Here is a 26916-nt window from a genome sequence, read left to right on the forward strand (position 1 = left end):
CACACGCTTATGTCCGAGAAGAACATCGAAGGCAATAACATCTTGCTCTTCACACGCTCTGTAAAACGCCCCTCCCCCGAGGAAGTCGCTGCTATTGCTGCATCAGATCTGTACGAGCTATTACCCGTCTACGATCGGTTGATCGGACTGTTACGAGAAACCTACGACTATGAACTGGATATGTTGACGGATGACATCGTGCTTTCCGTCGTACGTTGTCGAGCAGCCCTGGCAAAAGGGATGGACGATCAAACCAGTTTGAAAATGGTCAAGGAAATGCGCGAAGGATTGCGTGAAATGCCTAAAACCTTGCGCTCGCTACTGCCGGGCCTGGGACCGCGTCTGGGAGAAAGCATAGAACACAAACTGGGAATCCGGTTTTCCAAGTACTAGGATCAAACCTGAGATCAGCATCCATCCTCTAAAGTACCTAGCGCGCCAAACGAATTCCGGAAAATTGCCAACGCGCCGTCGCCGGAAAGAAATTTCGATAACTGACACGCTCATGTCCGCTCGGTGTCACAGATGAAGAACCACGCAGTACATACTGATTCGACATGAACTTGCCGTTGTATTCACCCAGCGCACCCGCTGCAGTTTGATAACCGGGATACGCTGCATAACTGCTGCTGGTCCATTGCCAGCAAGTACCAAACAACTGGATCAAGTCTCTCGCTTCCCGCGCAGCATGTTCCCATTCAGCTTCAGTCGGCAAACGCGCACCACTCCAGCGCGCATAGGCATCCGCCTCAAAATAAGAAACATGCGTCAACGCTGCATGCAAATCAAGCGGCCGCAAGCCATGCAGAGAAAATGTATGCCAGCCTCTATCATGCTGCCAATACAGCGGATGCGAAATTTGTTGTGTCTGCACCCAATCCCAACCTTCCGACAACCATAAAGCCGGATTCTCATAGCCGCCCGCTTCGACGAAAGCCAGATACTCGCGATTCGTCACCAGTCGTGTCGCCAGTGCATACGGTTCGACAAACTGCCGATGGCGTGGCAACTCATTATCAAAACAAAAATCTGTTCCCTCATGCCCCAGCTGCACCACACCGCTATCGAAAGACTGCCATTGCAATGCCGGTGCTGTTTCGGCCAATGAATAGAGCGTATCGGTATACGCCGGCTTGAGCGGATTGCGTGAGAAGAGATGCAAGACATCCGTCATCATCAATTCCTGATGCTGCTGTTCGTGTTGCAAACCCAGTTCCAGTAAACCCACCATTTCTGACTTGGCCTCTGCTGGTAATGCTTGTGCAAGCAAAGCATGTATCCGTACATCCACATCACGCCGATAGGCCAGCACTTCGTCAAATGGCGGACGCGTCAGCAAGCCGCGTTGCGCACGTGCATGCTTGTCACCCACTCCGTTGTAATAGGAATTGAACAGGACACGGAAGGCTGGATGATGAGGCTGGAAGTTTGCTTCGAAACGTTCAAGGATAAAGGTTTCAAAAAACCAGGTGGTGTGTGCCAGATGCCATTTGATCGGACTGGCATCCGGCATCGATTGCGCACCACAATCTTCTTCCGACAGCGGCGCTGCCAAGGCTAGCGAGCGTGCGCGTATAGCCAGATAACGCGCCAGGCTCTGATGCGGTGCAAGCAGATGAATATTTTCTGTCTGTGCGTTCATTGCAATCCGTCATGTTGTTGGTGGAACAGTTTCAGGATGCGGCTTTGTGCAGTTTACTGCGAATTAAATAAATACGAAATCAAGCTGTAAACAAGAACTGCAAAGCAACTATTTGGCTCAAATCGTATGTGCGTGGCACACCATGAACCAGTGCTGCGGATCAGTCCAAAACGACAAGCGACGGAAGCCCGCTTGCTCCAGCAAATCCGTAAAGCTGCGCTGCGTGTACTTGTAACTATTTTCGGTATGTATGCGTTCGCCACGTTCAAAACGTCGCTCGCCCTGTGGCCAGCGCACGGTTTGCTCTGATGCCGCTTCCAGATGCATTTCTATACGACTGGCCTTGTCATTAAAAAAACCGCGATGTCGCCACGCCCGCACATCGAAGTCGGTACCTAACAAATGATTCAGGTGTCGCAACAGGTTCAGGTTGAAAGCAGCCGTAACGCCCAGCGCATCATCGTAGGCGGCATCCAGTATGGATTTTTCCTTGATCAGATCGACGCCTATCAGCAAGCCACCATCTTCACCGCAAGCCGCGCGGATGCGCTGCAGGAAGGCCAGTGCTTCCTCCGGCGTGAAATTGCCGATAGAAGAACCGGGATAAAAGAACAGGCGCTTTTCTTCACGCACACTATCCGGCAAGAGCAATTCACTGGAAAAATCCATCCCCAGACCGGTCATGACAATAGATGGAAATTGCTGCTGCAAACGCTGCAACGAGTCGCGCAGGAAGCTGACTGAAATATCGACCGGCACATATTGCACCGGTTGCAAGGCAGGAAACAGGCGCGCTGCCTTGACGCAGTTACCAGCGCCCAGATCGATCAGCGTGGCCCCGCTGCCTATGGCTTGTGCAATCGCCCTGCCATGCGTTTTGAAGATAAGGGATTCAGTGCGGGTTGGATAATATTCCGGCAACTCGCAAATCGCCTCGAATAATTTGGAACCCAGGGCATCGTACAGATACTTGGGTGAGGTAAAAGCCTGTGCTGCGCTCAAGCCCGCGAGCAGTTCGTCACGGACACTCTGGTCATTCTGTTCGGTACACTGGATGAATTGCAGCAATCTGCTCCCCCGTGATGCGTGAATCTGAATGACCCCATTTCGGCGTGACAGTTCATTGACTAGGCAAAGATAACAGTTGTGCTCTGCCCGCCCGCCCCCATATTGCCTGAGAACAAATGTGTTTTCTGCATTTTTTAACGAAGTACGCGGAAAAATATGCCGCGTTGACTGGTGTTAAGCTAGGCCTTCATGCCAGCCGTAATCGCCATGCCTTAAATGCAAGAATCAGGCTGCCTCTGCCTCCTGACATCATCTTTTACCCAGAATACTGTATCCATGACCATCAAGACGTCCCGAGAATTGCAAAAAGGCAGCATCGCCACTTTACGCGGCCTGGTTAAATTTTTACTGCCGTATAAAAAACAGTTTGCCCTGGCCGGCATTGCGCTGATCGTCGCGGCCGCCGCCACACTGGCAATCCCGTATGCATTCCGGCAAATGATCGATCTGGGCTTTGGTGCCAACGGCATGCATGATCCGTCCAGCATCAACACTTATTTCATCGCCTTGTTCGGCGTTGCCTGCGTGTTGGCGATCGCCACTGCGGCGCGCTTTTACATGGTGTCGTGGCTGGGCGAACGTGTCACCGCCGATGTGCGCAATGCGGTCTATTCACACGTGGTGACGCAAAGCCCGCAATTCTTTGAAACCACGCAAAGCGGCGAAGTCTTGTCGCGCATCACGACCGATACAACGCTGATACAAACACTGATAGGCACCAGCATTTCGATGGCTTTGCGCAATGCGCTGCTGTTCGCTGGCGGTTTGGTGATGCTCTTCATTACCAGCATCAAATTGTCATCCATCATTCTGATCACTCTCGCTTTCGTCGTCTTGCCTATCGTGTGGTTTGGCCGTCGTGTACGTACCTTGTCACGTGATTCACAAGATCGTGTAGCGGATGCTTCTGCACTGGCTGGAGAAATCCTCAATGCGATGCCTACCGTGCAGGCTTACACGCACGAAAAAATCGAAGCTCAACGTTTCGGTAAAACCGTAGAGAGCGCATTCAAAACAGCGATGCGCCGCATACGCGCACGTTCCTTGTTGACGATGATTGCCATCCTGCTGATCTTTGGTGCCATCGTCTTCGTACTGTGGCTGGGTGCACATGCTGTCATCGACGGCACCATGAGCGGCGGCGTGCTCGGTCAATTCATTCTTTATTCGGCAATTGTTGCCGGTGCGATCGGTGCATTATCGGAAGTGTTAGGCGATGCACAACGCGCAGCCGGCGCGACCGAACGTTTGCTTGAGTTATTGGAAGAGAAATCACCCATTAAATCTCCTGCATCGCCGACCGCCTTGCCGCCACGGCGTGCCAATGGTGCATCGCTGACGCTGGACTTGGTAACCTTCCACTATCCATCTCGTCCATTGACGCCGGCACTGTCCAATCTGTCGGTCGCAATTCAAGCAGGTGAAACTGTCGCCATCGTCGGTCCGTCCGGCGCGGGCAAGACTTCATTGTTCCAGTTGCTGTTGCGCTTCTACGATCCGCAAGAAGGCGTGATCGAGCTGGATGGCATCGATATCCGCGACCTCGACTTGCATGACTTGCGCAATACGATAGGCATCGTGCCGCAAGACACGGTGATTTTTTCTGCCAATGCGATGGAGAACATACGCTATGGCCGTCCCGATGCCAGCGACGATGACGTGATTGCCGCTGCCCGCATGGCCGCTGCGCATGAATTCATCGAGCGTCTGCCGGAAGGTTACAACTCCTTCCTCGGCGAGCGTGGTGTGCGTTTGTCTGGCGGTCAACGCCAGCGCATTGCAATTGCACGTGCTCTGCTGAAGAATCCACCACTGCTGTTGCTGGACGAAGCAACCAGCGCACTCGATGCCGAATCCGAACGTTTGGTACAAGGCGCACTGGAAGCTGCCATGGTCGGCCGTACCACCTTGGTCATCGCACATAGACTGGCGACTGTACAACGCGCCAATCGCATCATCGTGATGGAACACGGCAAGATAGTCGAAACCGGCACGCACGCTACATTGGTCGCGGCCGGTGGACTGTATGCGAGCCTGGCGGCCTTGCAATTTGGCCAGCATTGATCGCCGATTCCGCTGCCTGCGGCTTAAGCCGTTAAAATAGCGAATTCCCGGGAAATATAGCAAAAGTTATATTCCGACAACCTATATAAAAACGGACTACGCATGAAACAGTATCTTGACCTGGTGCGCACAGTACTCGATACCGGCACCTGGCAGGAAAATCGTACCGGCATCCGCACCATCAGCATTCCTGGTGCCATGCTGCGCTTCGATCTGCAAAAAGACGGCTTCCCAGCAATTACGACCAAGCGACTCGCATTCAAATCCGTGATCGGCGAATTGATAGGATTCTTGCGCGCGACCCGCAGTGCTGCCGATTTCCGCGCACTGGGTTGCAAGGTATGGGATCAAAATGCCAATGAAAATACCGAATGGCTGAACAATCCGTATCGCCAGGGCGAAGACGACCTCGGCCCGGTATATGGCGTGCAATGGCGCCAATGGCCAGCCTACAAATTGCTCGACGCCGACAATACAGCGCAGATTGAAGATGCACAGAAGCACGGCTTCCGCGTCGTCTCCGCCGTCAATGACGAAGGCAAGGGCAAAGTTCTGCTGTACAAAGCCATCGATCAATTACGCGACTGCCTCGACACCATCATCAAGAATCCAGGCAGCCGTCGCATCCTGTTTCACGGTTGGAACTGTGCCGATCTGGACGCGATCGCCTTGCCGGCTTGCCATTTGCTGTATCAGTTCATTCCAAATGCGACGACCAAAGAAATTTCGCTCTGCCTGTACATCCGCAGCAACGATATCGGCCTTGGTACGCCTTTCAATCTGGCTGAAGCCGCTGCCTTGCTGCATGTGGTGGGCCGCCTGACTGGCTATACACCGAAGTGGTTCACCTACTTCATCGGCGACGCACATATCTATGAGAATCATCTGGATATGCTCAATGAGCAAATGATGCGCGAACCGCATGCCTCGCCCAAGCTGGTTTTATCAGATCGCATTCCTGACTATGCCGTCACCGGCAAGTACGAACCTGAATGGCTGGAAAAACTCGAACCTAGCGATTTCAGTCTGGAAAAATACGAACATCACGCACCATTGAGTGCGCCGATGGCTGTTTAAAATTACACGAACACTATGCCCGCACATCTGACCATCGTCGTCGCCACTGATACCAACAACGGTATCGGCATCAACAACACCCTGGCCTGGCATTTGCCGGAAGATCTGGCGCACTTCAAGCGCACGACGTCCGGCCATCCGATCATCATGGGTCGCAAGACTTTCGACTCCATCGGACGCCCTTTGCCGAATCGCCGCAATATCGTCATTACGCGTAATGCAGAGTGGCAACATGCTGGCGTCGAAGCAGTCACTTCGCTGGATGCCGCCAAGGCGCTGGTCGGTGACAATGCGGCCTTCATTATCGGTGGTGCGCAGATTTATGCCGACACACTGGCAGGCACTGACCGCCTGATCGTGACCAAGATAGACAAAACCTTTGATTGCGATGCTTTTTTCCCGGTTATCGACCCAAAACAGTGGCAAGAAACCGCACGTGAAGAACATCATTCCGAGGCAAATGGCTTCGATTACGCCTACATTACCTACGACCGGATTAAATAGTCTGATCGTTTTTGTAACACTGGCGTCACACTGGTGACCCACTATGCCGCTGATCGACCAATCGGCGGCTTTTTTCTCCCCAAATCGCATACATATCTGCGAAAATTCGCTTTCCTTATCTGGCGCACAAATCAAGCCTGTGCGCCGCACTTTCCGTCTTGCTGGAGACCTCATGAAATTTCGCTTCCCCATCGTCATCATTGATGAAGATTTTCGTTCCGAGAACACGTCGGGACTAGGCATCCGCGCACTGGCCGAAGCGATGGAAAAAGAAGGCATGGAAGTGCTGGGCGTCACCAGCTACGGCGACCTGTCACAGTTCGCACAACAGCAATCGCGCGCGTCCGCCTTCATCCTGTCTATCGACGATGAAGAGTTCGGCGCCGGCTCGTTTGAAGAAACTGATTACGCATTGAAATCGTTGCGCGCCTTCGTCGAAGAAATTCGCCACAAGAACGCCGACATCCCGATTTATCTGTACGGTGAAACGCGTACCTCGCGCCACATTCCAAATGACATCCTGCGCGAACTGCATGGTTTCATTCACATGTTTGAAGACACGCCTGAATTCGTCGCACGTCACATCATCCGCGAAGCGAAGTCCTACATGGATGGCTTGTCGCCTCCGTTCTTCCGCGCGCTGGTGCATTACGCACAGGATGGCTCCTACTCATGGCACTGCCCTGGCCACTCCGGCGGCGTCGCATTCTTGAAATCGCCTATCGGCCAAATGTTCCACCAATTCTTTGGCGAGAACATGTTGCGTGCCGACGTTTGTAACGCGGTAGAAGAACTCGGTCAGTTGCTCGATCACACTGGTCCGGTCGCTGCGTCTGAACGCAATGCCGCGCGCATCTTCAATGCTGATCACTGCTACTTCGTCACCAACGGCACCTCGACCTCGAACAAGATGGTCTGGCACTCGACTGTCGCGCCTGGCGATATCGTCGTGGTTGATCGCAACTGTCACAAATCGATACTGCACTCGATCATCATGTGTGGCGCGATTCCGGTCTTCCTGATGCCGACACGTAATCACCTCGGCATCATCGGCCCTATCCCGCTGTCGGAATTTTCGATGGAAAATATCCGCAAGAAGATCGAAGCCAATCCTTTTGCCCGCGAAGCCGCCAACAAGAAGCCACGCATCCTGACCATCACGCAATCAACTTACGACGGCGTGATCTACAACGTCGAAACATTGAAAGACATGCTCGACGGCGAAATCGACACGCTGCATTTCGATGAAGCATGGTTGCCACACGCGACCTTCCACGATTTCTACAAAAACATGCACGCGATCGGCAAAGACCGTCCGCGCGCCAAAGAGTCGATGATTTTCTCGACCCAATCGACACATAAATTGCTGGCTGGCCTGTCACAGGCATCGCAGATCCTTGTGCGCGAATCGGAGAGCGTCAAGCTCGATCAAGACGCCTTCAATGAAGCGTATCTGATGCACACCTCAACTTCGCCACAGTATTCGATCATCGCGTCATGCGACGTTGCTGCCGCGATGATGGAAGCACCGGGCGGTACTGCACTGGTGGAAGAAAGCATTTTGGAAGCGCTGGACTTCCGCCGTGCGATGAAGAAGATCGATCAGGAATGGGGCAAGGACTGGTGGTTCCAGGTATGGGGTCCTGACACCTTCAGCGAAGAAGGCATAGGCACGCAGGACGACTGGATGATCCGCGCGGAAGACGACTGGCATGGCTTCGGCAATCTGGCTCCGGGCTTCAATATGCTCGATCCGATCAAGGCGACCATCGTCAATCCGGGTCTGTCACTCGACGGCAAGTTCGGCGAGTCCGGCATCCCTGCGTCCATCGTGACCAAATATCTGGCTGAGCACGGCGTCATCATTGAAAAATGCGGCCTGTATTCATTCTTCATCATGTTCACCATCGGCATTACCAAAGGCCGCTGGAACACGCTGCTGACCGCCCTGCAACAGTTCAAGGACGATTACGACAAGAACCAACCGATGTGGCGCATCCTGCCGGAATTCGCTGCGGCCAATCCACGCTACGAGCGTATCGGCCTGCGTGATCTGTGCCAACAGATTCATGACTTCTACAAAGCCTATGACGTCGCGCGTCTAACGACAGAGATGTATCTATCCGATATGCAACCGGCGATGAAACCGTCTGACGCATTCTCGAAAATGGCGCATCGCGAAATCGACCGTGTCCCTATCGATGAACTGGAAGGTCGTGTGACATCGATCTTGCTGACGCCTTACCCACCGGGCATTCCTTTGTTGATTCCGGGCGAACGTTTCAACAAGACTATCGTTGACTACCTGCGCTTTGCACGTGACTTCAACGAGAAATTCCCAGGCTTTGAAACCGATGTACACGGTCTGGTCAAACGTGAAGTGGACGGCAAGCGCGATTACTTCGTCGATTGCGTACGTCAGTAAATAAGTTTGTATCCTGATGAAAGGAATGTGAAATGAAACCTCGCATAACCGTCATCACGCTAGGCGTTGATGATCTGGAGCAAGCACTCCAGTTTTATCGGGATGGCCTCGGCCTGCAAACACAAGGCATCATCGGTGCCGAGTTTGAATATGGTGCAGTTGCCTTCTTCGATCTGCAGTCAGGATTGAAGTTGGCGCTGTGGCCGCGCAAGAGCATTTCTCAAGATACCGGCATTCCTGTCGCGCCTGTCAGTTCAACCGAATTCACCATCGGGCATAACGTATCTTCGAAGGAAGAAGTCGATGCCGCCATGCGGCAAGCAAAGAACGCTGGAGCAAGCATCGTCAAACAGGCGCACGATACGTTTTGGGGCGGCTACGCAGGCTACTTTAAAGATCCCGATCAGCATCTATGGGAAGTTGTATGGAATCCAGCCTGGGACGCGCCTAACTGAAGCGCATGAAGGTCCAATAATCTGGAGGCAGCTATGGTTGCACGTACCGTCAGATTGGGTAGTGAACGCATCACCAACGAAGGCATACGCATCGGCACAGTACATCGCCCGCCACGCGGCGTAGCCAAAACCGATTTTGCCTCGCATAACTGGTTCGATGTCTGGTTCCCCAACCTTGCTCCCAGCGCAGACACTGTCAAACTCGCACATAGCGCCACCACACCGCAGGAATGGAATACCTTCTTCAAACACTATCGCGCTGAAATGGCGACACCTGAAAACGTACACACGATTGAACTACTCGCAGCACTTTCGCATCACAGCAACTTCTCGGTCGGGTGCTACTGCGAAGACGAAGCGCACTGCCATCGCTCCGTGCTACGTAGCTTGCTAATCGACAAAGGTGCCAAGGTCGCGTGATTTGAAATCACTTTTTACATCGCAGTTACACATCCATTGCACAAGAACGATCACAATGAATAGTGTGAATCAGCACAACAGGAAATGTATCAATGAATAAAATCGCATTATTTTTCGCGGGCATAGCACTCTCTACAGCGGCTATCGGCGCAGACAACAATCGCATCGTCAAGACAGGAATTTTTCCACAAACCAAAGGCATGGTAGTTGTCGCTGAAGGAGACTTCGAGCCGCGCGGCATAGGCAGCTACTCGCTGCGCGTCTATGCCAAAAACGATCCTGCCTATCCTTACGATGAATTCATCACCGGCACCATACGCCCACGCAATGGCACGATAGAAAGTCTGACGTTTGCCGACCTCGACCACGATGGCACGCAAGAAATTATCGTCACCACACGTTATATAGGCAGCGGCAATTACGTTACGGTAGATGCCTTCCGCCTGCGCAAGAAGAATTTGCAATTCATCACATCAATCGCTGGCATGGATGCCAAATTAGATGCGGTACAAGCACTGAAAAAAAAGTTAGGCAAGAGCCGTTAATTTAAGAGGCGGGCAGTATTACTGTCTCGCCTATCAAACCCAAGCATTCCCCAGCAAAGCCACCAGACTACCTATCAGCAATAGCCACAGCGGATGTATCCGCGTTTTCCAGGCCAGCAAAGCAGTAACAATGGTAATCACCGTCAGTAGCCAATTGGTATCCGACGTATGTGCAATCACTGCCGCACTGGCAGCAACTATGCCCGCAGTCACAGGCACCATGCCGGATTGTATATAGGCACGCCACGGTCTATCTTTGAAACGTTCCCATGCATGTAGCGACATGATAGTCAGCAGCGATGACGGACCAAACTTAGCGATGGCGGTCACCAGCATGCCTGCCCAGCCTGCCACCTGCCAGCCAACCAGATTGACTATCATCATGTTCGGCCCCGGTGCGGCCTGGCTCAAGGCAAACAAGGCGCTGAATTCTTTCGCACTCATCCATTGATGCACTTCGACCACCTGACGCTGCATCTCGGGCAGGATCGCATTACCGCCGCCAAATGCCAGCAGAGACAACTGGGAAAAAATCAGGAATAAGGCAATCAGGGTCTGCGTCATTTCTTGCTCCTCGCCGTAACCCAGATGCTGAGTGGAGTCATCACCAGCATGACCCATAGCAATGGCAAACGCAGTAAAGCAATCGCGATAAAACACATCACTGCAACACCAGCCATCATGAACTTCTTGCGCAAAGGCAGCGCGATTTTGATCGCCATGGAAATTAGCAAACCAGCCGCCGCTGCGGCCAGGCCGGCAAATACATGCCCTACTTGCGCATCGTCTCGAAAGCGCTCATACAGCATCCCCAGCATGATCAAGACAATTGATGGCATCGCAACCAAACCCATGATGGAAACGAAAGCGCCTTTGACACCACGAAAACGCATGCCGACTGCAACCGATAAATTAATCATATTGCCGCCCGGCAGGAACTGACACAGACCGAGCAGTTCGGTGAATTCGGTTTCATTCAACCAGCGCTTGTCCTCCACCAGCATCCGGTGTGCCAGTGGCAAGGCACCGCCAAAGGCCATCATGCCCAGCGCCAGAAAGCCCAGAAATAATTGCCGAATGGTCGGGTGTGGCACTTCCGCTTGCGCCATTGGCATTTCCGCTATTTGTGTACTGCTTTCCATCTTCTTGCTTCCGTCATATCCATTGATAGGCGAAAGCTTACGCGCGAACCGTCATTCAGTCTAATATATGGAATCATAGTTAAACATACTTAAAATATATGTCATCCATAGATCTGCGCCTGCTGCGCTATTTCGTCGTCGTCGCCGAAGAAGGTCATCTGACCAAGGCCGCACAACGCATAGGCATACAGCAACCACCGCTGAGCCAGCAAATTCGCGCGCTTGAAAAAGAGCTGGACGTCACCTTGTTCCGGCGTCTTCCGCGCGGTATGGAATTGACAGAAAGTGGGCATGCCTTGTTGGTTGATGCGCGCATTATTCTGGATCAGGTCAACACCACCATAGAAGACGTGCGCCGTATCTCGCAAGGCGAGCTGGGCCGCATCGCAGTCGGCTTCACCGAGTCAGCATCACTACACCCATTCATCCCAGCCGTCATACGTGCATTCAGGGAGGTATCGCCGGGCGTTACGCTTGCGGTAGAAGAAAGCAATACATCCGATCTGGTCGAAGCCTTGCGTCAGAATCGTGTAGACGTCGCCTTCATACGCTCGCCGATAGGCAATGCAGCAGGATTGAAAATGGAAACGATGCTGGTGGAAGAAATGATCGTCGCGCTACCAGCCACACACCCACTGGCGCAGAACAAACGGCGCAAGAGTTTGCCGCTCACTGCTTTGGCAGAAGAATCATTCATCCTGAACCGACGTCCCAGCGGACCCGGTTTGTACGATACCGTGATCGCAGCCTGCCGCGTCGCAGGCTTCAGCCCCAAAGTAAAGCTGGAAGCACGCAAAAATCTGTCCACGCTAAGTTTGGTCGCTGCTGGCTTGGGCATCTCTATCGTTCCAGCCTCGATACGACATGTGAAACTGGAAGAAGTCGTTTATTTGAACGTTGATCACGCACCCGGCCTGCGCGCGCCTTTGCATCTAGCTTATCGTGATATACCGCAATCAGGTGCGGTGGAAAGAATGATTATTGAGGCGAGGAAGCTTGCCAAAACTCTAGGATGAAGATTAGGTAGTCCCAACTTTTCTGATTTGCTCTTGATAGTTATCAATCCGCCCTTGAGAAGCCTTAATACCTTTTGAATAATAATTTTCATCCTTATGTGACTCCGTTCCCCACTCCCTCAAATTTTCAATTCGTTGCTCTTCGCGCTCAATCAAATATGTCAACGCAGTCACACGTGCAACATTAGCTTGTTGCACGAGACTTGTTTTGATTAAATCTATTGTTTCAGCGTGCTGCGCCATTGCTGCTAATGTCTTTTGTTCAAATTCAGCGTTCTGTCTTTGTTGAAGAATCATTGAATAAATAGCTAACGCCAGAGCTACGCCGGAAAACAGAGCATTAATTGCTCCAAAACTATCACCAAAACTTCCAGCATCTCCAATATTGCCAAACCAAACCGTAGTAAGAGCTGAAGCAAGCCACAACAAGACGAATGTAATAATGAATGGTTTAAGTTTCATAAAGTAAGCAGTAGTAAAAGAAAAATCTACTGCTCACTAAAAATGAAACAGTAGATTTTGTAAAAAGCGCGGTGCTTTCCCATCAAAGTAAGTTATACCGCATGAAAATTACAAAGATAGCGGCATGCTGATTTTTTCACTCAAATATCAGCATCCAAATTTTCTATCAAGCCTTAGGCAAAGTTACGCCGTGTTGGCCTTGATACTTGCCACCTCTATCCTTGTACGACACTTCGCACACTTCATCGCTTTCAAAGAACAACACTTGCGCACAACCTTCACCTGCGTAAATCTTCGCAGGCAACGGTGTCGTATTGGAAAACTCCAGCGTCACATAGCCTTCCCATTCAGGTTCGAAAGGTGTCACGTTGACGATGATGCCGCAGCGCGCGTATGTCGATTTACCTAGGCAAATCGTCAGCACATTACGTGGAATACGGAAGTACTCGATCGTACGGGCAAGCGCAAATGAATTTGGCGGAATGATGCAAACATCGCTTTTGACATCGACGAATGAGTTTTCATCGAAGTTCTTCGGATCGACGATGGTGCTGTTGATATTGGTGAAAATCTTGAATTCGTCAGCGCAGCGAATATCGTAACCGTAGGAAGATGTCCCGTAAGAAACGATCTTCTGGCCGTTAGCCTGACGCACTTGACCAGGCTCGAATGGCTCGATCATGCCGGTTTCTGCTGCCATACGGCGTATCCATTTGTCGGATTTGATGGTCATATTCTTAGATTTAAGTGAGTGTTGTAAGGAATTTCCGCAATTTTACGCGAAATCGTTGCTCATCCGGCTGTAAGAAGCTTGCAAACAAAGGCCAGGACGCAATCGCAGCAACGCTCCCCGCGTTTGGGAGCTATAGAACTTTCCACCGAAGGAAGGCACTTAAGGCAGCCGGCACTCCGAATATCAGCAGGAAAATCGGCAATTCTTCGCCAAACGAATACCCAGCCTGATCAATACCTATCCACATATTGAAGGCAGCAATACCAAACCATAGCGTGACAAATATAGTCGTGGCCCAGGTCATGGCAGCCGGATAATTCGCAGAAAACAGCCGCGCCAGCAAAACGAATGCCGCGAGTATCAATAAGCCTGCAAGCAGGAAACTCAATGTGCGCATGGTTTTCCTTTAAGGATTTTTTCTGCCTGTTTCGATCCGTAGCTCGTATTCATTCAATTTTCCGATGACGTCCGGACGTCCTGCATATTTCTTCTTGAGTTGCGCCAGCTTGTTATCACTACCCGTGCAAAGCGCAGTAATGTTATCCAGCAAGAACTTGCGTCGCTCTTCATCATACGGCTCCTCGCCGCGAAAATGATCGCAGCCATCGCGCTTTTCAATGAAACGGGCGACATCCGCAGGAAACTTGCTCTGCGCCGAGACTTGCAGACAAATACTCGTCAAAATAGATAACAAAAATAGTTGATGGCGCATAGCTTTCCGATTTACTTAGAAATTCGTTTAACGTCCTATGCACCATCCGCGCAAACATCTTTGCGAACTACTCTAACGCTGCATCGTTTCCCACACCTTCTGCAATCGCTTGACCGATACCGGCATAGGCGTACGCAACTCTTGTGCAAACAAGGACACGCGCAACTCTTCCAGCAACCAGCGGAACTCCGTCATCTTCGGATCGCCGTGACGTTCCTTCAATGCACGTTGCCATGGCGCTGCAGCTTGCTGCCATTCAGCCATTGCCCGCGTATCGCGCGCAGGATCGGCGCGCAATTTATCGATGCGCACATTGATCGCCTTCAGATAACGCGGGAAATGCGTGAGGTTGATGTAATTGTTCTCTGCGATGAAGCGCTTGCTGACCAAGCCTTGTAATTGTGACTGCATATCGGTCACGGCTTGCGCATGCGCTTTTACTGTTTGCAGTTTCTTCGGCAAGGCGTGATATTCAGTCAGTATCAATCCGACCAGTCGTGCGATTTCATTGACCAGCAAACCCAGCCTCGACTTGCCTTCGTCCTTGCGCGCATTGAACTCTTCTGCATTTTTCGGCAACGGTTCTTGCAGACAGGCGCGCTCCAGGCCAGCGTGAATAATCTGATCACGCAATTCTTCCTGCGAACCCAAGGCCATGAACTGCATGCCCATTTGCTGCAAGCCTGGAATGTTCTTTTCCAGATACTTCAACTGTTCTTTCAACTGCAAAGCCAGCAAGCGACGCAAGCCTATACGATGCACGCGTGCTGCTTCATTCGGATCGTCAAACACTTCCAGATCGCAATACGTGCCTTTATCTACCAATGCGGGGAAGCCGATCAGCGTTTGCTTGCCTTGCTGGATTTCCAGCAACTCTGGCAATTCGCCAAAGGTCCAACTGGTCAGATTCTGATGCGTCGTTGCGTTTACGACTTTGCCGCCTGCATGCGTTGCTGTACCTGATTGTGTTTTAGTCGCAGAGCTAGCCACTTGCGTTTTACCGGTAACAGCAACCGGTTTAGCCGCGCTGGTCGATTGCCCCACCAGCGGCATCGCCGTTTGCTCAGCAATACGTTGAAAACTTTCTCTCGCTTGTCCGCCAAACTCTGAGCGCAAGGTAGCAAGATTGCGTCCCATCTCCAACTGACGGCCATGTTCATCGATGATCTTGAAGTTCATGAACTGATGCGAGGACAAGGTTTCCAGTTTGTAGTCTGTCGTCTTGGTAGCGATACCGGTTTGTTCGCGTACGTCAGCAATGACTGCATCCAGCAAACTGCCTTTGCCGAAGGCATGCGCTTCTTGCACACGATCACAAAAACCGGCCGCGTAATCTGGTAATGGCACGCAATGACGGCGCAATTTTTGTGGCAAAGACTTGATCAACAGATGTACTTTTTCCTTCAACATGCCGGGCACCAGCCATTCACAACGATCGGCCGATACCTGATTCAAGGCATACAAGGGAACAGTCAGCGTCACACCATCGCGCGGCGTGCCTGGCTCGAAGTGATACGACAGCACCATATCGACGCCAGCGACGTTCATCACCTTGGGGAACAACTCAGTCGTCACGCCTGCTGCTTCATGCCGCATCAAATCATCACGATTCAGATACAGTAACTTCGGTTCTTTGGCCGTCGCTTCCTTGTGCCATTTCTCGAAGGTGATGCCGTTATGAATATCGGCTGGAATCAGCTTGTCGTAGAAAGCCGCGATCAATTCATCATCAACCAATACATCAAGGCGACGTGACTTGTGCTCAAGATTCTCGATCTCGCGTATCAATTTATGGTTATGCGCAAAGAAAGGTGCACGCGTTTCAAAATCACCACCGACCAGCGCATCGCGGATAAAAATTTCGCGCGCATCCGATGGATTGATCAAGCCATATTGAATCCGGCGCTGACTGTAGACAACGAGGCCGTACAAGGTCGCGCGCTCATACGCAGAAACTTGCGCAGTGCGTTTTTCCCAGCGCGGCTCACCGTAGGATTTTTTCAGCAAATGACCCGCAACACGTTCCAGCCATTCCGGCTGTATCTGCGCGATGCAACGCGCATACAGGCGCGTGGTGTCGACCAGCTCGGCCGCCATGATCCATTTACCGGCCTTCTTGATGAGCGACGAACCTGGCCAGATGTGGAACTTGATCGCACGTGCGCCCAGATAATGCTGCTCTTCTTCCGACTTGAAGCCGATATTGCCAAGCAAGCCGGTCAGCAGTGCCGTGTGTAATTGCTCATAGGTTGCCGGTGCTTCATTCAAGCGCCAGCCCTGCTCACGCACGATGGTCAGCAATTGCGAATGCACATCGCGCCATTCGCGCAGACGCAGTTGCGACAGAAAACTGGCGCGACATTCTTCCTGCAACAGTCGATTCGATTTCTTGTGCGCGACCGCATCTTCGAACCATTTCCAGATTTTCAGATAACTGGCGAACTCCGATTTTTCATCAGCGAATTTCTTGTGTGCGTTGTCAGCTGCTGTTTGCGCTTCCATCGGACGATCGCGTGGATCTTGCACTGACAATGCAGCGGCAATAATCAAGACTTCAGTCAGGCAGACATTATCTTTCGCAGCCAGAATCATGCGACCTACGCGCGGGTCCAGCGGCAACTTGGCCAACTCGCGACCCAGTTTGGTCAACTTGTTTTCATCATCGACCGCGCCCAACTCTTGCAGCAATTGATAACCGTCGGCAATCGCGCGACCCAGCGGCGGTTCGATGAACGGGAAGGTTTCTACATCGGCCAGATGCAAAGACTTCATCCGCAGAATGACGGATGCCAATGAGGAACGCAGAATTTCCGGTTCGGTAAATTTCGGCCGCAACAAATAATCCTGCTCGTCATACAGACGTATACAAACGCCGGCAGAGACACGACCGCAACGACCAGCTCGCTGGTTTGCCGCCGATTGTGCAATCGGTTCTATTTGCAATTGCTCGACCTTGTTGCGATAGCTGTAGCGCTTCACACGTGCAAGGCCTGCATCAACCACGTAACGTATGCCGGGTACCGTCAGCGAAGTTTCTGCAACGTTGGTTGCCAGCACGATACGGCGCGCATTGGACACCTTGAATACGCGCTCCTGCTCTTGTGCGGACAAGCGCGCGAACAGCGGCAGAATTTCCACATGCGGTGGATGATGCTTACGCAAGGCTTCTGCGGCGTCGCGTATCTCGCGTTCACCCGGCAGGAATACCAACACGTCGCCGGAACCTATGCGCGCCAACTCATCAACCGCATCGACTACTGCATCCATCAGATCACGCTGACCGCGTTCCTTGGCTGCCATTGCCGAACGGCGTGCGGCTGCCGCATCCGAGGTTGCATTCGGATTGCCTTCTGTGTTCTTGTCGAAAGCTTCAACCGGGCGATAACGCACTTCGACTGGATACATACGACCGGACACTTCGATCACCGGTGCCAGTTTTCCATTGCTGCCGAAGTGACGCGCGAAGCGATCGGCGTCGATGGTTGCCGAGGTAATAATGACTTTCAGATCCGGACGCTTGGGCAGCAACTGCTTCAGATAACCGAGCAGGAAGTCGATGTTCAGGCTGCGTTCATGCGCTTCATCGATGATGATGGTGTCGTACTGACGCAGCAGCGGATCGGTTTGTGTCTCCGCCAGCAAGATGCCGTCGGTCATCAGCTTGATCCACGCGCCCTTGGTCAAAGTGTCGTTGAAGCGCACCTTGAAGCCGACGTGTTCGCCCAAGGGCGAGCCGATTTCTTGCGCGATGCGCTTGGCGGTGGACGAAGCGGCGATCCGGCGCGGTTGCGTGTGACCGATCAAGCCATTCAAGCCACGGCCGAGTTCCAGGCAGATTTTCGGCAATTGCGTGGTTTTCCCGGAGCCGGTTTCACCGCTGACGATGATGACCTGATTGGCCTGGATCGCGCGTGCAATATCCTCCCGCTTGCCGGAAACCGGTAGCTCTTCAGGGAAGGTAATTGCAGGCAGCGGATTACGGACCGGCGGTGCGGATGGGGCTTGAGCGACGCGCGCGGGACGATTAGTCGCGGCTGGCTTAGGTTTTTGGTTGGATTCTGGAGCAGACATGTAGTGCGGAATTATACAGAGCAGTGTCGCATTTCGTCGTCAGATCGCACAATCGATAGCGGTTGCCATGGTTATAATGCGTCTCATGGAAAATCAAGAACAATTCGTCCAGTGGCTGCGTTCCGTCGCGCCGTACATCCACGCCTTCCGCGGCAAGACCTTTGTCATCGCCTTCCCAGGTGAGTTGGTCAAGGCTGGCGCGTTACCGGTGCTGGCACAGGATTTGTCTTTATTGCATGCTCTCGGCATCAAGGTCGTCATCGTGCACGGCTCACGTCCGCAGGTGGAAGAACAGTTGGCACTACGAAATGTAGAAGCCCGCTTCCACGACGGCTTGCGTATTACCGACACCGCGGCGCTGGAATGCGCAAAAGAAGCGGCTGGCGAATTACGTCTCGATATCGAAGCTGCTTTCAGTCAGGGTTTGCCGAACACGCCTATGGCACACGCGGCGATTCGTATCATTTCCGGCAACTTCGTCACCGCGCGCCCTATCGGCATTATCGACGGTGTCGATCTGGAACTGACTGGCGTGACCCGCAAAATTGCTTATGAAGCAATCCACCCGATTTTGAATGCTGGTGGTTTGGTCTTGCTGTCGCCACTGGGATTCTCGCCGACCGGTGAGATATTCAACCTGACGATGGAAGACGTCGCCGTCTCGGCAGCAGTTGCATTGCGCGCCGACAAATTGATTTTCATCACTGAAACACCCATGATTAAAGACATGGGCGGCGTGGAAATACATGAGCTGTCATCACACCAAGTCGATGCCGTGCTGAGCTACGATTGCGTTCCTGCCGATTCCGCATTTTATTTGCAGCATGCAGTGCAAGCCTGTAACGGCGGCGTACCGCGTGCGCACATCGTTCCGTTTACCACCGATGGCTCGGCCTTACTGGAATTGTTTACGCATGATGGCGTCGGCACCATGATCTCGTTCGAGAATCTGGAAAGTCTGCGCGATGCCACGATTGAAGATGTGGGCGGCATTCTCAAATTGATCGAACCGCTAGAAGCCGACGGCACATTAGTAAAACGCGGCCGCGAACTGATCGAACGCGAAATCGATTACTTCTCCGTCATCGAACATGATGGCGTGATCTTCGGTTGCGCGGCACTCTACCCTTTCCCTGCCGAGAAAATGGCAGAGATGGCATGTCTGATCGTCAATCCTGAAGTGCAAACGCAAGGCGATGGCGAGCGTTTGTTGAAGCACATGGAGAATCGCGCACGCGCCGCTGGCTTGAAAAAACTGTTTGTTCTGACCACGCGTACTGCGCACTGGTTCTTGAAACGCGGCTTCGTTCCGGCGACTGTCGACGACTTGCCGAAGAACCGGCAGCAAATGTACAACTGGCAGCGCAAATCACTGGTTTTCACAAAAAACCTATAATGTCGCCTCTTTACCCAATACGCGCCGTCGCTCCTTGCAGCGGCGGCATTTGATTTAACACCCTGAGCCACCCGCGCCATTTACGCAACAGCGCGGTATAGCGATAGAAAAGGATAGCAACATGACACGCATGATTCACTGCATCAAACTGGACAAGGAAGCGGAAGGACTGGACTTTCCTCCATATCCGGGCGAACTCGGTAAACGTATTTATGAAACCGTATCGAAAGAAGCATGGGCTGCCTGGCTCAAGCATCAAACCATGCTGGTTAATGAAAACCGTTTGAATCTGGCCGATGTACGCGCACGCAAATATCTGGCAACACAAATGGAAAAACATTTCTTCGGCGATGGCGCCGATGCAGCACAAGGTTACGTACCACCAACCTACTAATCTGTCGCACCATAAAAAAGCCGACGTCTTATCGCGTCGGCTTTTTTACGTCTGGTGTTTTAATAAAACTTCACTTCACCCGTCTTTACATCCAGCATCGCACCCACAATCTTCACCTGATTATTCGCAGCCATCTCGCGCAGGATAGGACTTCTGTCCTGTACTGCTTGCACCATTCTCTTCACATTGTTTTCTGCTACTGCATCGACAAAGGCGTAATTGTGTGAAGAGCGGTCTGCGCCTTTCGTATCTGACGTCGCGTTGACGGCAGGACGTATCTTCGCCAGCAAGCCACTCAAATTTCCCAGTGCGATGTTGTCGCATGCACCTTTCACCGCGCCGCAGGAGGTATGACCGAGTACAACGATTAGTTTGGCGCCAGCCACTTTCGACGCATATTCAAGACTGCCGAGAATATCTTCGTTAATCACATTGCCAGCCACGCGTGCATTGAAGGCATCGCCGATGCCAAGATCGAATACCAGCGATGGCGACGAGCGTGAATCGATACAACTCACGATGCTGACAAACGGGAATTGCCCATTCTTGCCAGTCGCAAGAACTTGCGCAGGCAGATCATGTGCCCCACCCTTACCTGACACGAAACGCGCATTGCCATCCTTCAGCAATTGCAAAGCTTGCTCCGCCGTCATGCTGCTCTGCACTTGTTGTGTCATCACTGCTGGATGAGCCGATGTCGATGGACTTCCCTGCTGGCTGGCGCATGCCGCCAAAACCAGACTTGCCATCAACACGCTTACTCTGCGCAACCATCTTCCGCTGCCTACTGCCTGCATAGCTTTTCTCCTATCCGTCAAATTGTAAAAATATTAATTTTATTAAATTAACAAATAATTTGAAAGCGAATATCGAAACGCGCATAAGAAAAAAGCCCGCAGAATAATCTGCGAGCTTTTGTATTTCTTACTGTTTTTAGATATCAATCAGGTCGGGCTATCGGTTCTATCCTTCGTTCATACAGAGAACTCGTGGCGGACAAGATTTCACGCAGGAGCATCACAAAACTCGATACCAGACACAACATCGCCAGAATAAAAAATATCGCAATAAATTTGGATAACTCGACAGTCAGTGCATCGCCCACGAACAAGGAGATGATCACCATGCTGACCATCAAGGCACAAGCTGTACTCAGCACAATGGCACGATTGATCAAATGCGCGCGCGGATAAAGCGTGATCAGCTCAGCATTCAAGTCAGCATGATGTACTGGATCGGTAGTGCGCAGTTTGTCTTCCAACACACGCGAACGATCAGTAATCCGACCCAAACGATTGGTCAAGACCATCAAATTGGTACCAACACCCGTGAGCAAGAACACAGGTGCCACCGACAACTGAATCATGTGACCGATATCACCGACTTGAATTTCCATGGCAGTATCTAAAAAAGTAAACGGCTTAAACGAAAATAAGGCCTTGAGTATGCTCTGAGAAGCTGCTTACACAGCATACTCGCCTTTCTGCGAAATATCATGCCTGAAGTACTATGCGACAGGCAAGACCATCACAACACCTCAGACCATCATTGTTTCTGAATTTCACCACCCAAAGCTTCTACCAAATCAGCCAGCATGCGGCTCAATTCACCGGTCATCAGCATGATGTCCGAGTCAAAGCGCTCATCATCGTTCTGCGCAGTGGTATCAGCGTTTTCCTTGATCACATCCAGCGGTGCCACGCGCTTGATCGTCAACGATTCGGTCAATACAAAGGAAATCTTGTCAGCCCAGGTCATTGCCAGACGTGTGCATTGTTTGCCGGATGCAATGTGACGACGCACATCGTCGGCTTCCAGCGTATGGCGTACATAGCGTACGGTTGCCTTGCCTTCGCCGTTGGCGCGCAGTTCCGTATCCTGATCGACGGTAAAGCCGCTCGGTGCGGCATCAGCAACCAGCCATTCAGTCATGGCTGCGACCGGTGATTGCGTGACGTGCAGGGCTTCCATCGGCAACTTCTCGACAGATTTGATCAGCAGTTTGATGACTTCATCCGCTTTGGCCGGGCTGCCGGCATCGACTACCAACCAACCGTTGACTGGATCGATCCAGACCCAAGTCTGACGCCAGACGCTGAAAGCGCGCGGCAACAGCTCGTCGGTGACGTCTTCCTTGATTTCCTTCATTTGCTTGCGGCCAGGCTTGAAGCCTTGCTGCTCTTCGATCTCCGCGGCCTTGATCTTGGTGACTTGATTGATCACGGTAGTCGGCAGCAGTTTTTTCTCGGTACCAAGCAAGAGCAAAATCTGCTTGTTGAGTGAATACACCAGTTCGCCATTTTCGCGCGGCGATACCCAGCCCTGGCTTTGCATATCCAGGCTGCTACATGGCTGAAACGCGTGCGGTGCCAAATCTGCTGCCAACTGCTCGGTTGTAATAGCCCACGGTGCAGGAAGACGATATATCTGAAGATTCTTGAACCACATGGCTTGCCCCGAAAAAAAGGGGCTATTCTACACGCGACCCGATAGCTGGCCACACACAAAATTGCACTGAATTCGCTTCAAATAAAATATAGAAAAGGCTGGTATTGATGCGCAAAACCTTATATGGAAAAGACTGTGTCTTATCCTGTCAAACCCCGCGGAAACACTCGCGGTAGCGGTTATAATACGCGTCACCTGTTATCTGAGCGGCGCATGTTCGTGAGCAACTGATCGCAAGCAACGTTACCCGCCAGAAATTGACCGAAGAAATTTAAAACGCATCTGCGTCACCATTTACCGTACTCATGTCCAAAAGCTCATCCCGCAAGCCGATCGAAATCAAGATTTCCACCGTCGTCGCCGTCTCCGCCATTCTGCGGGAAGCCAACCTTGCCGTACTCGATACCGCAATGCAGGAAATGACTGGCGGCAATGCCGATTTTTTCGATGATGAATTTGCTGTTATCGATGTCGGCTCGCTGGAACCTGCAGGCCAAACCATAGACTGGGCCGCCATCACTGCGCTGCTCAAATCATATCGACTGAACGCGGTTGCCGTGCGCAACGCCACGCCAGAGATGGTGTCTGAGATACTGGCGCAAGGTCTGAGCCTGGACGGCACGGTCAAAGCGCGGGAACAAAATCTAAGCGCACCCGAACAAGCTGAAATCGAACTGGAACCACCAGTCGTACAGATTGCACCAGAACCGGCACCAGTACAAACAGCAGCACCGGTGGCAACGCAATTTGCTGCCAACACCATGATCATCGATACGCCGGTACGCGCAGGTCAGCGCATATACGCACGCGGAGCCGACTTGATCATCACGGCCGCCGTCAATAACGGCGCAGAAGTCATCGCCGACGGCAGCATCCATATTTACGCACCTTTGCGCGGTCGCGCGCTCGCGGGTGCAAGCGGTAATACAGAAGCACGTATTTTTACATTAAGCATGGAAGCGGAACTGGTATCGATCGCCGGCATGTATCGCACATTTGAAAACGGTTTTCCGGCAGATCGTGCGCAACAGGCAACGCAAGTTCGGCTGGTAGGCGATCGTATCGACATGCTGCCCCTCAAGGCAGCGGCATAAATCAATTAAAAAATTATTTAACGAAAGGGGTTTCCTTTGGCAAAAATCATCGTTGTAACGTCGGGTAAAGGCGGCGTCGGCAAAACCACTTCGAGCGCAAGCTTTGCGTCCGGTCTGGCCATGCGCGGACATAAAACTGTCGTCATCGATTTCGACGTTGGCCTGCGCAATCTCGATTTGATCATGGGCTGCGAACGCCGCGTGGTGTACGACCTGATCAATGTCGTCAACAAGGAAGCAACGCTGAATCAAGCGCTGATCAAGGACAAACACTGCGACAACCTGTTCGTGCTGCCTGCATCGCAAACACGCGACAAAGATGCGCTCTCGGAAGAAGGCGTGGAACGCGTACTGCAAGATCTGGCTGCCATGGATTTTGAATTCATCATCTGCGATTCGCCTGCAGGTATCGAACACGGTGCTGTCATGGCGCTGACATTTGCTGATGAAGCCATCATCGTCACCAATCCTGAAGTGTCGTCGGTACGCGATTCGGATCGCATCCTCGGCATCATTCAAGCCAAATCGCGTCGTGCATTGAACGGCGGCGAACCGGTCAAGGAGCATTTGCTGATTACCCGCTATGTACCGAAGCGCGTGGAAGCTGGCGAAATGCTGTCTTACACCGACGTGCAGGAAATCCTGCGCATCCCACTGGTCGGCATCATTCCAGAATCGGAATCGGTATTGCACGCATCGAACTCCGGTAATCCGGCGATCCATATCGAAGGCAGCGAAGTATCAGAAGCCTACAAAGATGTCGTCTCACGCTTCCTCGGCGAAGACCTCCCATTGCGATTTACTGACTACGAAAAGCCTGGCTTTCTGCAGAGAATTTTTGGAGGTAAGTAATCATGGCTCTCCTGTCTTTCCTGTTTAATACCAAGCCGAAAACTGCTAGCGCTGCCAAGGAACGTCTGCAGATCATTATTGCGCGTGAGCGTAATGGCCGTGCCGGCCCTGACTTCCTGCCAGCTCTGCATCAAGAGTTGATCGCTGTGATTTCAAAATACGTGAAGGTCAATCCGGACGACATCAAGATTTCTCTGAATAGTCAGGGCAATCTGGAAGTGTTGGACGTCAACGTCGTGCTGCCGGACGACGCGATTGAAGCTGCCATCAAGTAATTAATGTTTGCCTGGCTCTGGACTCTCGTTCAAACGGGAATCCAGAGCAGTATCACCACCCGCATGAAAAAAATGCATGCGCCATCTGCTAGCTGAGAGATAACGTATCATTTCACATCATTTATTTTTCGAGATCCCATCATGAAAACCAAAGCCGCCGTCGCCTGGAAAGCAGGACAACCGTTAACGATTGAAGAAGTCGAGCTGGGTGGACCGCGTGAAGGTGAAGTGCTGGTCGAGATCAAAGCCACCGGCATTTGCCATACCGATTACTACACACTGTCAGGCGCTGACCCTGAAGGCATCTTCCCCGCCATCCTTGGCCATGAAGGCGCAGGCGTGGTGGTCGAAGTCGGCCCTGGCGTCAAAAGCCTGAAAAAAGATGACCACGTCATTCCGCTGTACACGCCGGAATGCCGCGAATGCAAATTCTGCCTGTCGCGCAAAACCAATCTGTGCCAAAAAATTCGCTCGACCCAAGGTCGCGGTTTGATGCCGGATGCAACCAGCCGTTTCTCTATCGATGGTAAGCCACTGTTTCACTACATGGGTACATCGACGTTCTCCAATTACATCGTTGTCCCGGAAATCGCCTTGGCGAAAATCCGCGAAGACGCACCGTTCGATAAAGTTTGCTACATCGGCTGTGGCGTCACCACCGGCGTAGGCGCAGTCTTGTTCACGGCAAAAGTGGAAGCTGGCGCCAACGTGGTCGTGTTCGGCCTCGGCGGTATCGGCCTCAACGTGATTCAAGCGGCGAAGATGGTTGGCGCTGACAAAATCATCGGTGTCGATCTGAATCCTGCACGCGAAACGATGGCACGCAAGTTCGGCATGACGCATTTCATCAATCCGAGCAAAGTCGAGAACGTCGTGGACTCGATCGTGCAATTGACTGACGGCGGTGCGGACTACAGCTTCGAATGCATCGGCAATGTACACACAATGCGCCAAGCGCTGGAATGCTGTCACAAAGGTTGGGGCCAATCGATCGTGATCGGTGTCGCTGAAGCCGGTGCAGAAATCAGCACACGTCCATTCCAACTGGTCACTGGTCGCGAATGGAAAGGCTCCGCTTTCGGCGGTGCACGCGGTCGTACCGATGTACCGAAAATCGTAGACTGGTACATGGAAGGCAAACTGAATATCGATGATCTGATCACGCACAAATTGCCGTTGGAACGGATCAATGAAGGCTTCGATCTGATGAAGAGCGGCGAATCGATCCGCTCGGTTGTTGTTTACTAAGTTAATTGAAAAGTTAAGTGGGGAAAGAAGTGGAACTGACCAGCCAGCACAAATGCTTTAACGGCACACAAAGTTTTTACAAACACGAGTCGACGTCGACTGGTTTGTCGATGACGTTTTCCGTGTATCAACCGCCACAGGCCAAGCATAAAAAAGTACCTGTATTGTTTTATCTGGCCGGTCTGACCTGCACCGAAGAAACCTTCATGATCAAGGGCGGCGCGCAACGTTATGCAGCCGAGCACGGCATCATGCTGGTGACGATGGATACCAGTCCACGTCGTACCGGCATCAAAGGCGCTGCGGAAAGCTGGGACTTCGGTCACGGCGCCGGCTTCTATATCGATGCGACGCAACAACCGTGGGCCACGCACTTCCGCATGGAAAGCTATGTGGTGCACGAATTACGCAACATCATCATTGCCAACTTCCCTGCTCTCGCCGATCGCATCGGTGTGTTCGGCCATTCGATGGGTGGTCACGGCGCATTGACGCTGGCTTTGAAGCACCCGGATATCTACAAATCGGTATCGGCCTTTGCACCGATCACCGCACCTAGTCATTGTCCTTGGGGTCAAAAAGCCTTTTCGAATTATCTGGGCAGCGATCATGCGGAATGGGCTAAACATGATGCGAGCGCATTGATGCGCACACGCAAGACGCCATTCCCGCAAGGTATCTTGATTGATCAGGGATTGGATGATGAATTCCTCGATACCGAATTGTTGCCGCATCACTTCGAATCGGCATGCTGGACCGCTGAGCAGCCATTGACGCTACGTCGTCATTCCGGCTACGACCACAATTACTATTTCATCTCGACCTTCATGCAGGATCACATCGCCTTCCATGCAGGCATCCTGAACAAGTAAT

At 52.1% G+C, this 26916-nt stretch carries 28 protein-coding genes; 16 read left to right on the forward strand and 12 right to left on the reverse strand.

Going from position 1 to position 26916, the window contains the following annotated elements:
• The first annotated feature begins 9 nt into the window (after positions 1–9).
• Positions 10–393 carry a hypothetical protein gene (locus tag BQ6873_RS06000; RefSeq protein ID WP_076591836.1) on the forward strand — a complete coding sequence of 128 codons (384 nt, stop codon included), beginning with the start codon at positions 10–12 and terminating at the stop codon, positions 391–393.
• A gap of 37 nt (positions 394–430) precedes the next feature.
• Here BQ6873_RS06000 and egtB read toward each other — a convergent pair whose 3' ends face one another.
• The gene (gene egtB, locus BQ6873_RS06005; RefSeq protein ID WP_076591837.1) at positions 431–1642 is read right to left on the reverse strand and encodes an ergothioneine biosynthesis protein EgtB; all 1212 of its coding nucleotides are present in this window, start codon (positions 1640–1642) and stop codon (positions 431–433) included.
• Positions 1643–1759: 117 nt separating this feature from the next.
• Positions 1760–2710 (reverse strand): L-histidine N(alpha)-methyltransferase, encoded by a 951-nt coding sequence (gene egtD / locus BQ6873_RS06010; RefSeq protein ID WP_076591838.1) that lies wholly within the window; start codon positions 2708–2710, stop codon positions 1760–1762.
• Positions 2711–2986: 276 nt separating this feature from the next.
• Between egtD and BQ6873_RS06015 the strand changes: the two genes are divergently transcribed.
• The 7 genes from BQ6873_RS06015 (at position 2987) to BQ6873_RS06045 (ending at position 10200) form a co-directional block, all read left to right on the forward strand.
• Positions 2987–4774 (forward strand): ABC transporter transmembrane domain-containing protein, encoded by a 1788-nt coding sequence (locus BQ6873_RS06015; protein ID WP_157889134.1) that lies wholly within the window; start codon positions 2987–2989, stop codon positions 4772–4774.
• Positions 4775–4876: 102 nt separating this feature from the next.
• On the forward strand, positions 4877–5851 hold the full coding sequence (locus tag BQ6873_RS06020) for a thymidylate synthase (RefSeq protein ID WP_076591840.1): 975 nt from the start codon (positions 4877–4879) through the stop codon (positions 5849–5851).
• Between the two features lie 15 nt (positions 5852–5866).
• Positions 5867–6355, forward strand: coding sequence for a dihydrofolate reductase (locus BQ6873_RS06025; protein ID WP_076591841.1), 489 nt, complete (start codon positions 5867–5869; stop codon positions 6353–6355).
• Between the two features lie 172 nt (positions 6356–6527).
• A complete protein-coding gene (locus BQ6873_RS06030) occupies positions 6528–8780 on the forward strand; it encodes an arginine/lysine/ornithine decarboxylase (protein WP_076593969.1) in 2253 nt (750 codons plus the stop codon).
• A gap of 32 nt (positions 8781–8812) precedes the next feature.
• Complete coding sequence (locus BQ6873_RS06035; protein WP_076591842.1) at positions 8813–9235, forward strand: VOC family protein; 423 nt, start codon at positions 8813–8815, stop codon at positions 9233–9235.
• A 33-nt stretch (positions 9236–9268) separates the two neighbouring features.
• Positions 9269–9655: a DUF488 domain-containing protein gene (locus BQ6873_RS06040; RefSeq protein WP_076591843.1), complete on the forward strand. Its 387-nt coding sequence runs from the start codon at positions 9269–9271 to the stop codon at positions 9653–9655.
• Between the two features lie 92 nt (positions 9656–9747).
• Entirely contained in the window at positions 9748–10200 is a 453-nt protein-coding gene (locus tag BQ6873_RS06045; protein ID WP_076591844.1) for a PliI family lysozyme inhibitor of I-type lysozyme, read from the forward strand.
• Positions 10201–10233: 33 nt separating this feature from the next.
• Here the strand turns inward: BQ6873_RS06045 and BQ6873_RS06050 are convergent, their stop codons facing one another.
• Together BQ6873_RS06050 and BQ6873_RS06055 are read right to left on the reverse strand one after the other, a co-directional pair.
• Positions 10234–10764: a chromate transporter gene (locus BQ6873_RS06050; protein WP_076591845.1), complete on the reverse strand. Its 531-nt coding sequence runs from the start codon at positions 10762–10764 to the stop codon at positions 10234–10236.
• A complete protein-coding gene (locus BQ6873_RS06055; RefSeq protein ID WP_083664400.1) occupies positions 10761–11342 on the reverse strand; it encodes a chromate transporter in 582 nt (193 codons plus the stop codon). Before BQ6873_RS06055 ends, BQ6873_RS06050 begins: the two co-directional genes overlap by 4 nt.
• 98 nt (positions 11343–11440) lie before the next feature.
• On the opposite strand from BQ6873_RS06055, the gene BQ6873_RS06060 reads away from it, so the two are divergent.
• Positions 11441–12358 (forward strand): LysR family transcriptional regulator, encoded by a 918-nt coding sequence (locus BQ6873_RS06060; protein WP_076591846.1) that lies wholly within the window; start codon positions 11441–11443, stop codon positions 12356–12358.
• A gap of 3 nt (positions 12359–12361) precedes the next feature.
• On the opposite strand, the gene BQ6873_RS06065 is transcribed toward BQ6873_RS06060, so the two are convergent.
• The 5 genes from BQ6873_RS06065 to hrpA form a co-directional block, all read right to left on the reverse strand.
• Positions 12362–12820 (reverse strand): hypothetical protein, encoded by a 459-nt coding sequence (locus BQ6873_RS06065; RefSeq protein WP_076591847.1) that lies wholly within the window; start codon positions 12818–12820, stop codon positions 12362–12364.
• 166 nt (positions 12821–12986) lie between these two features.
• Positions 12987–13553, reverse strand: a complete 567-nt coding sequence (gene dcd / locus BQ6873_RS06070) for a dCTP deaminase (RefSeq protein ID WP_076591848.1) — start codon at positions 13551–13553, stop codon at positions 12987–12989.
• A 130-nt stretch (positions 13554–13683) separates the two neighbouring features.
• Positions 13684–13950: a hypothetical protein gene (locus BQ6873_RS06075; protein WP_076591849.1), complete on the reverse strand. Its 267-nt coding sequence runs from the start codon at positions 13948–13950 to the stop codon at positions 13684–13686.
• Between the two features lie 9 nt (positions 13951–13959).
• Positions 13960–14265, reverse strand: coding sequence for a hypothetical protein (locus BQ6873_RS06080; protein WP_076591850.1), 306 nt, complete (start codon positions 14263–14265; stop codon positions 13960–13962).
• 72 nt (positions 14266–14337) lie between these two features.
• On the reverse strand, positions 14338–18336 hold the full coding sequence (hrpA, locus tag BQ6873_RS06085; protein ID WP_076591851.1) for an ATP-dependent RNA helicase HrpA: 3999 nt from the start codon (positions 18334–18336) through the stop codon (positions 14338–14340).
• Between the two features lie 85 nt (positions 18337–18421).
• Here hrpA and argA point away from each other — a divergent pair, with 85 nt between their 5' ends.
• Together argA and BQ6873_RS06095 are read left to right on the forward strand one after the other, a co-directional pair.
• The gene (argA, locus tag BQ6873_RS06090; RefSeq protein WP_076593971.1) at positions 18422–19732 is read left to right on the forward strand and encodes an amino-acid N-acetyltransferase; all 1311 of its coding nucleotides are present in this window, start codon (positions 18422–18424) and stop codon (positions 19730–19732) included.
• A gap of 121 nt (positions 19733–19853) precedes the next feature.
• Positions 19854–20126 (forward strand): oxidative damage protection protein, encoded by a 273-nt coding sequence (locus BQ6873_RS06095; protein ID WP_012079035.1) that lies wholly within the window; start codon positions 19854–19856, stop codon positions 20124–20126.
• 59 nt (positions 20127–20185) lie between these two features.
• On the opposite strand, the gene BQ6873_RS06100 is transcribed toward BQ6873_RS06095, so the two are convergent.
• The 3 genes from BQ6873_RS06100 to BQ6873_RS06110 all read right to left on the reverse strand — a co-directional run bounded on the left by BQ6873_RS06100 (position 20186) and on the right by BQ6873_RS06110 (position 22574).
• Positions 20186–20923: a carbonic anhydrase family protein gene (locus tag BQ6873_RS06100; RefSeq protein WP_076591852.1), complete on the reverse strand. Its 738-nt coding sequence runs from the start codon at positions 20921–20923 to the stop codon at positions 20186–20188.
• 143 nt (positions 20924–21066) lie between these two features.
• On the reverse strand, positions 21067–21522 hold the full coding sequence (locus BQ6873_RS06105) for a DUF2721 domain-containing protein (protein WP_076591853.1): 456 nt from the start codon (positions 21520–21522) through the stop codon (positions 21067–21069).
• Between the two features lie 149 nt (positions 21523–21671).
• Positions 21672–22574: a recombination-associated protein RdgC gene (locus tag BQ6873_RS06110; RefSeq protein ID WP_076591854.1), complete on the reverse strand. Its 903-nt coding sequence runs from the start codon at positions 22572–22574 to the stop codon at positions 21672–21674.
• Between the two features lie 305 nt (positions 22575–22879).
• Between BQ6873_RS06110 and minC the strand changes: the two genes are divergently transcribed.
• From minC to fghA, 5 genes are all read left to right on the forward strand, one after another.
• Positions 22880–23668, forward strand: coding sequence for a septum site-determining protein MinC (gene minC, locus BQ6873_RS06115; RefSeq protein WP_076591855.1), 789 nt, complete (start codon positions 22880–22882; stop codon positions 23666–23668).
• A 36-nt stretch (positions 23669–23704) separates the two neighbouring features.
• Positions 23705–24520, forward strand: a complete 816-nt coding sequence (gene minD, locus BQ6873_RS06120) for a septum site-determining protein MinD (protein WP_076591856.1) — start codon at positions 23705–23707, stop codon at positions 24518–24520.
• A 2-nt stretch (positions 24521–24522) separates the two neighbouring features.
• Positions 24523–24795 carry a cell division topological specificity factor MinE gene (minE, locus tag BQ6873_RS06125; protein ID WP_076591857.1) on the forward strand — a complete coding sequence of 91 codons (273 nt, stop codon included), beginning with the start codon at positions 24523–24525 and terminating at the stop codon, positions 24793–24795.
• Between the two features lie 141 nt (positions 24796–24936).
• Complete coding sequence (locus tag BQ6873_RS06130; protein WP_076591858.1) at positions 24937–26043, forward strand: S-(hydroxymethyl)glutathione dehydrogenase/class III alcohol dehydrogenase; 1107 nt, start codon at positions 24937–24939, stop codon at positions 26041–26043.
• Positions 26044–26072: 29 nt separating this feature from the next.
• The gene (gene fghA / locus BQ6873_RS06135) at positions 26073–26915 is read left to right on the forward strand and encodes an S-formylglutathione hydrolase (RefSeq protein ID WP_076593972.1); all 843 of its coding nucleotides are present in this window, start codon (positions 26073–26075) and stop codon (positions 26913–26915) included.
• Position 26916: the final 1 nt, after the last annotated feature.

Source organism: Herminiimonas arsenitoxidans, from assembly GCF_900130075.1.
GTDB lineage: Bacteria > Pseudomonadota > Gammaproteobacteria > Burkholderiales > Burkholderiaceae_D > Oxalicibacterium > Oxalicibacterium arsenitoxidans.

Bases quoted from the DNA above. Each gene is read 5' to 3' on its own strand.
- BQ6873_RS06000 (WP_076591836.1), top strand. From the start codon at position 10: ATGTCCGAGAAGAACATCGAAGGCAATAACATCTTGCTCTTCACACGC.
- egtB (WP_076591837.1), bottom strand. From the start codon at position 1,642: ATGAACGCACAGACAGAAAATATTCATCTGCTTGCACCGCATCAGAGC.
- BQ6873_RS06015 (WP_157889134.1), top strand. From the start codon at position 2,987: ATGACCATCAAGACGTCCCGAGAATTGCAAAAAGGCAGCATCGCCACT.
- BQ6873_RS06020 (WP_076591840.1), top strand. From the start codon at position 4,877: ATGAAACAGTATCTTGACCTGGTGCGCACAGTACTCGATACCGGCACC.
- BQ6873_RS06025 (WP_076591841.1), top strand. From the start codon at position 5,867: ATGCCCGCACATCTGACCATCGTCGTCGCCACTGATACCAACAACGGT.
- BQ6873_RS06030 (WP_076593969.1), top strand. From the start codon at position 6,528: ATGAAATTTCGCTTCCCCATCGTCATCATTGATGAAGATTTTCGTTCC.
- BQ6873_RS06035 (WP_076591842.1), top strand. From the start codon at position 8,813: ATGAAACCTCGCATAACCGTCATCACGCTAGGCGTTGATGATCTGGAG.
- BQ6873_RS06040 (WP_076591843.1), top strand. From the start codon at position 9,269: ATGGTTGCACGTACCGTCAGATTGGGTAGTGAACGCATCACCAACGAA.
- BQ6873_RS06045 (WP_076591844.1), top strand. From the start codon at position 9,748: ATGAATAAAATCGCATTATTTTTCGCGGGCATAGCACTCTCTACAGCG.
- BQ6873_RS06050 (WP_076591845.1), bottom strand. From the start codon at position 10,764: ATGACGCAGACCCTGATTGCCTTATTCCTGATTTTTTCCCAGTTGTCT.
- BQ6873_RS06055 (WP_083664400.1), bottom strand. From the start codon at position 11,342: ATGGAAAGCAGTACACAAATAGCGGAAATGCCAATGGCGCAAGCGGAA.
- BQ6873_RS06060 (WP_076591846.1), top strand. From the start codon at position 11,441: ATGTCATCCATAGATCTGCGCCTGCTGCGCTATTTCGTCGTCGTCGCC.
- BQ6873_RS06065 (WP_076591847.1), bottom strand. From the start codon at position 12,820: ATGAAACTTAAACCATTCATTATTACATTCGTCTTGTTGTGGCTTGCT.
- dcd (WP_076591848.1), bottom strand. From the start codon at position 13,553: ATGACCATCAAATCCGACAAATGGATACGCCGTATGGCAGCAGAAACC.
- BQ6873_RS06075 (WP_076591849.1), bottom strand. From the start codon at position 13,950: ATGCGCACATTGAGTTTCCTGCTTGCAGGCTTATTGATACTCGCGGCA.
- BQ6873_RS06080 (WP_076591850.1), bottom strand. From the start codon at position 14,265: ATGCGCCATCAACTATTTTTGTTATCTATTTTGACGAGTATTTGTCTG.
- hrpA (WP_076591851.1), bottom strand. From the start codon at position 18,336: ATGTCTGCTCCAGAATCCAACCAAAAACCTAAGCCAGCCGCGACTAAT.
- argA (WP_076593971.1), top strand. From the start codon at position 18,422: ATGGAAAATCAAGAACAATTCGTCCAGTGGCTGCGTTCCGTCGCGCCG.
- BQ6873_RS06095 (WP_012079035.1), top strand. From the start codon at position 19,854: ATGACACGCATGATTCACTGCATCAAACTGGACAAGGAAGCGGAAGGA.
- BQ6873_RS06100 (WP_076591852.1), bottom strand. From the start codon at position 20,923: ATGCAGGCAGTAGGCAGCGGAAGATGGTTGCGCAGAGTAAGCGTGTTG.
- BQ6873_RS06105 (WP_076591853.1), bottom strand. From the start codon at position 21,522: ATGGAAATTCAAGTCGGTGATATCGGTCACATGATTCAGTTGTCGGTG.
- BQ6873_RS06110 (WP_076591854.1), bottom strand. From the start codon at position 22,574: ATGTGGTTCAAGAATCTTCAGATATATCGTCTTCCTGCACCGTGGGCT.
- minC (WP_076591855.1), top strand. From the start codon at position 22,880: ATGTCCAAAAGCTCATCCCGCAAGCCGATCGAAATCAAGATTTCCACC.
- minE (WP_076591857.1), top strand. From the start codon at position 24,523: ATGGCTCTCCTGTCTTTCCTGTTTAATACCAAGCCGAAAACTGCTAGC.
- BQ6873_RS06130 (WP_076591858.1), top strand. From the start codon at position 24,937: ATGAAAACCAAAGCCGCCGTCGCCTGGAAAGCAGGACAACCGTTAACG.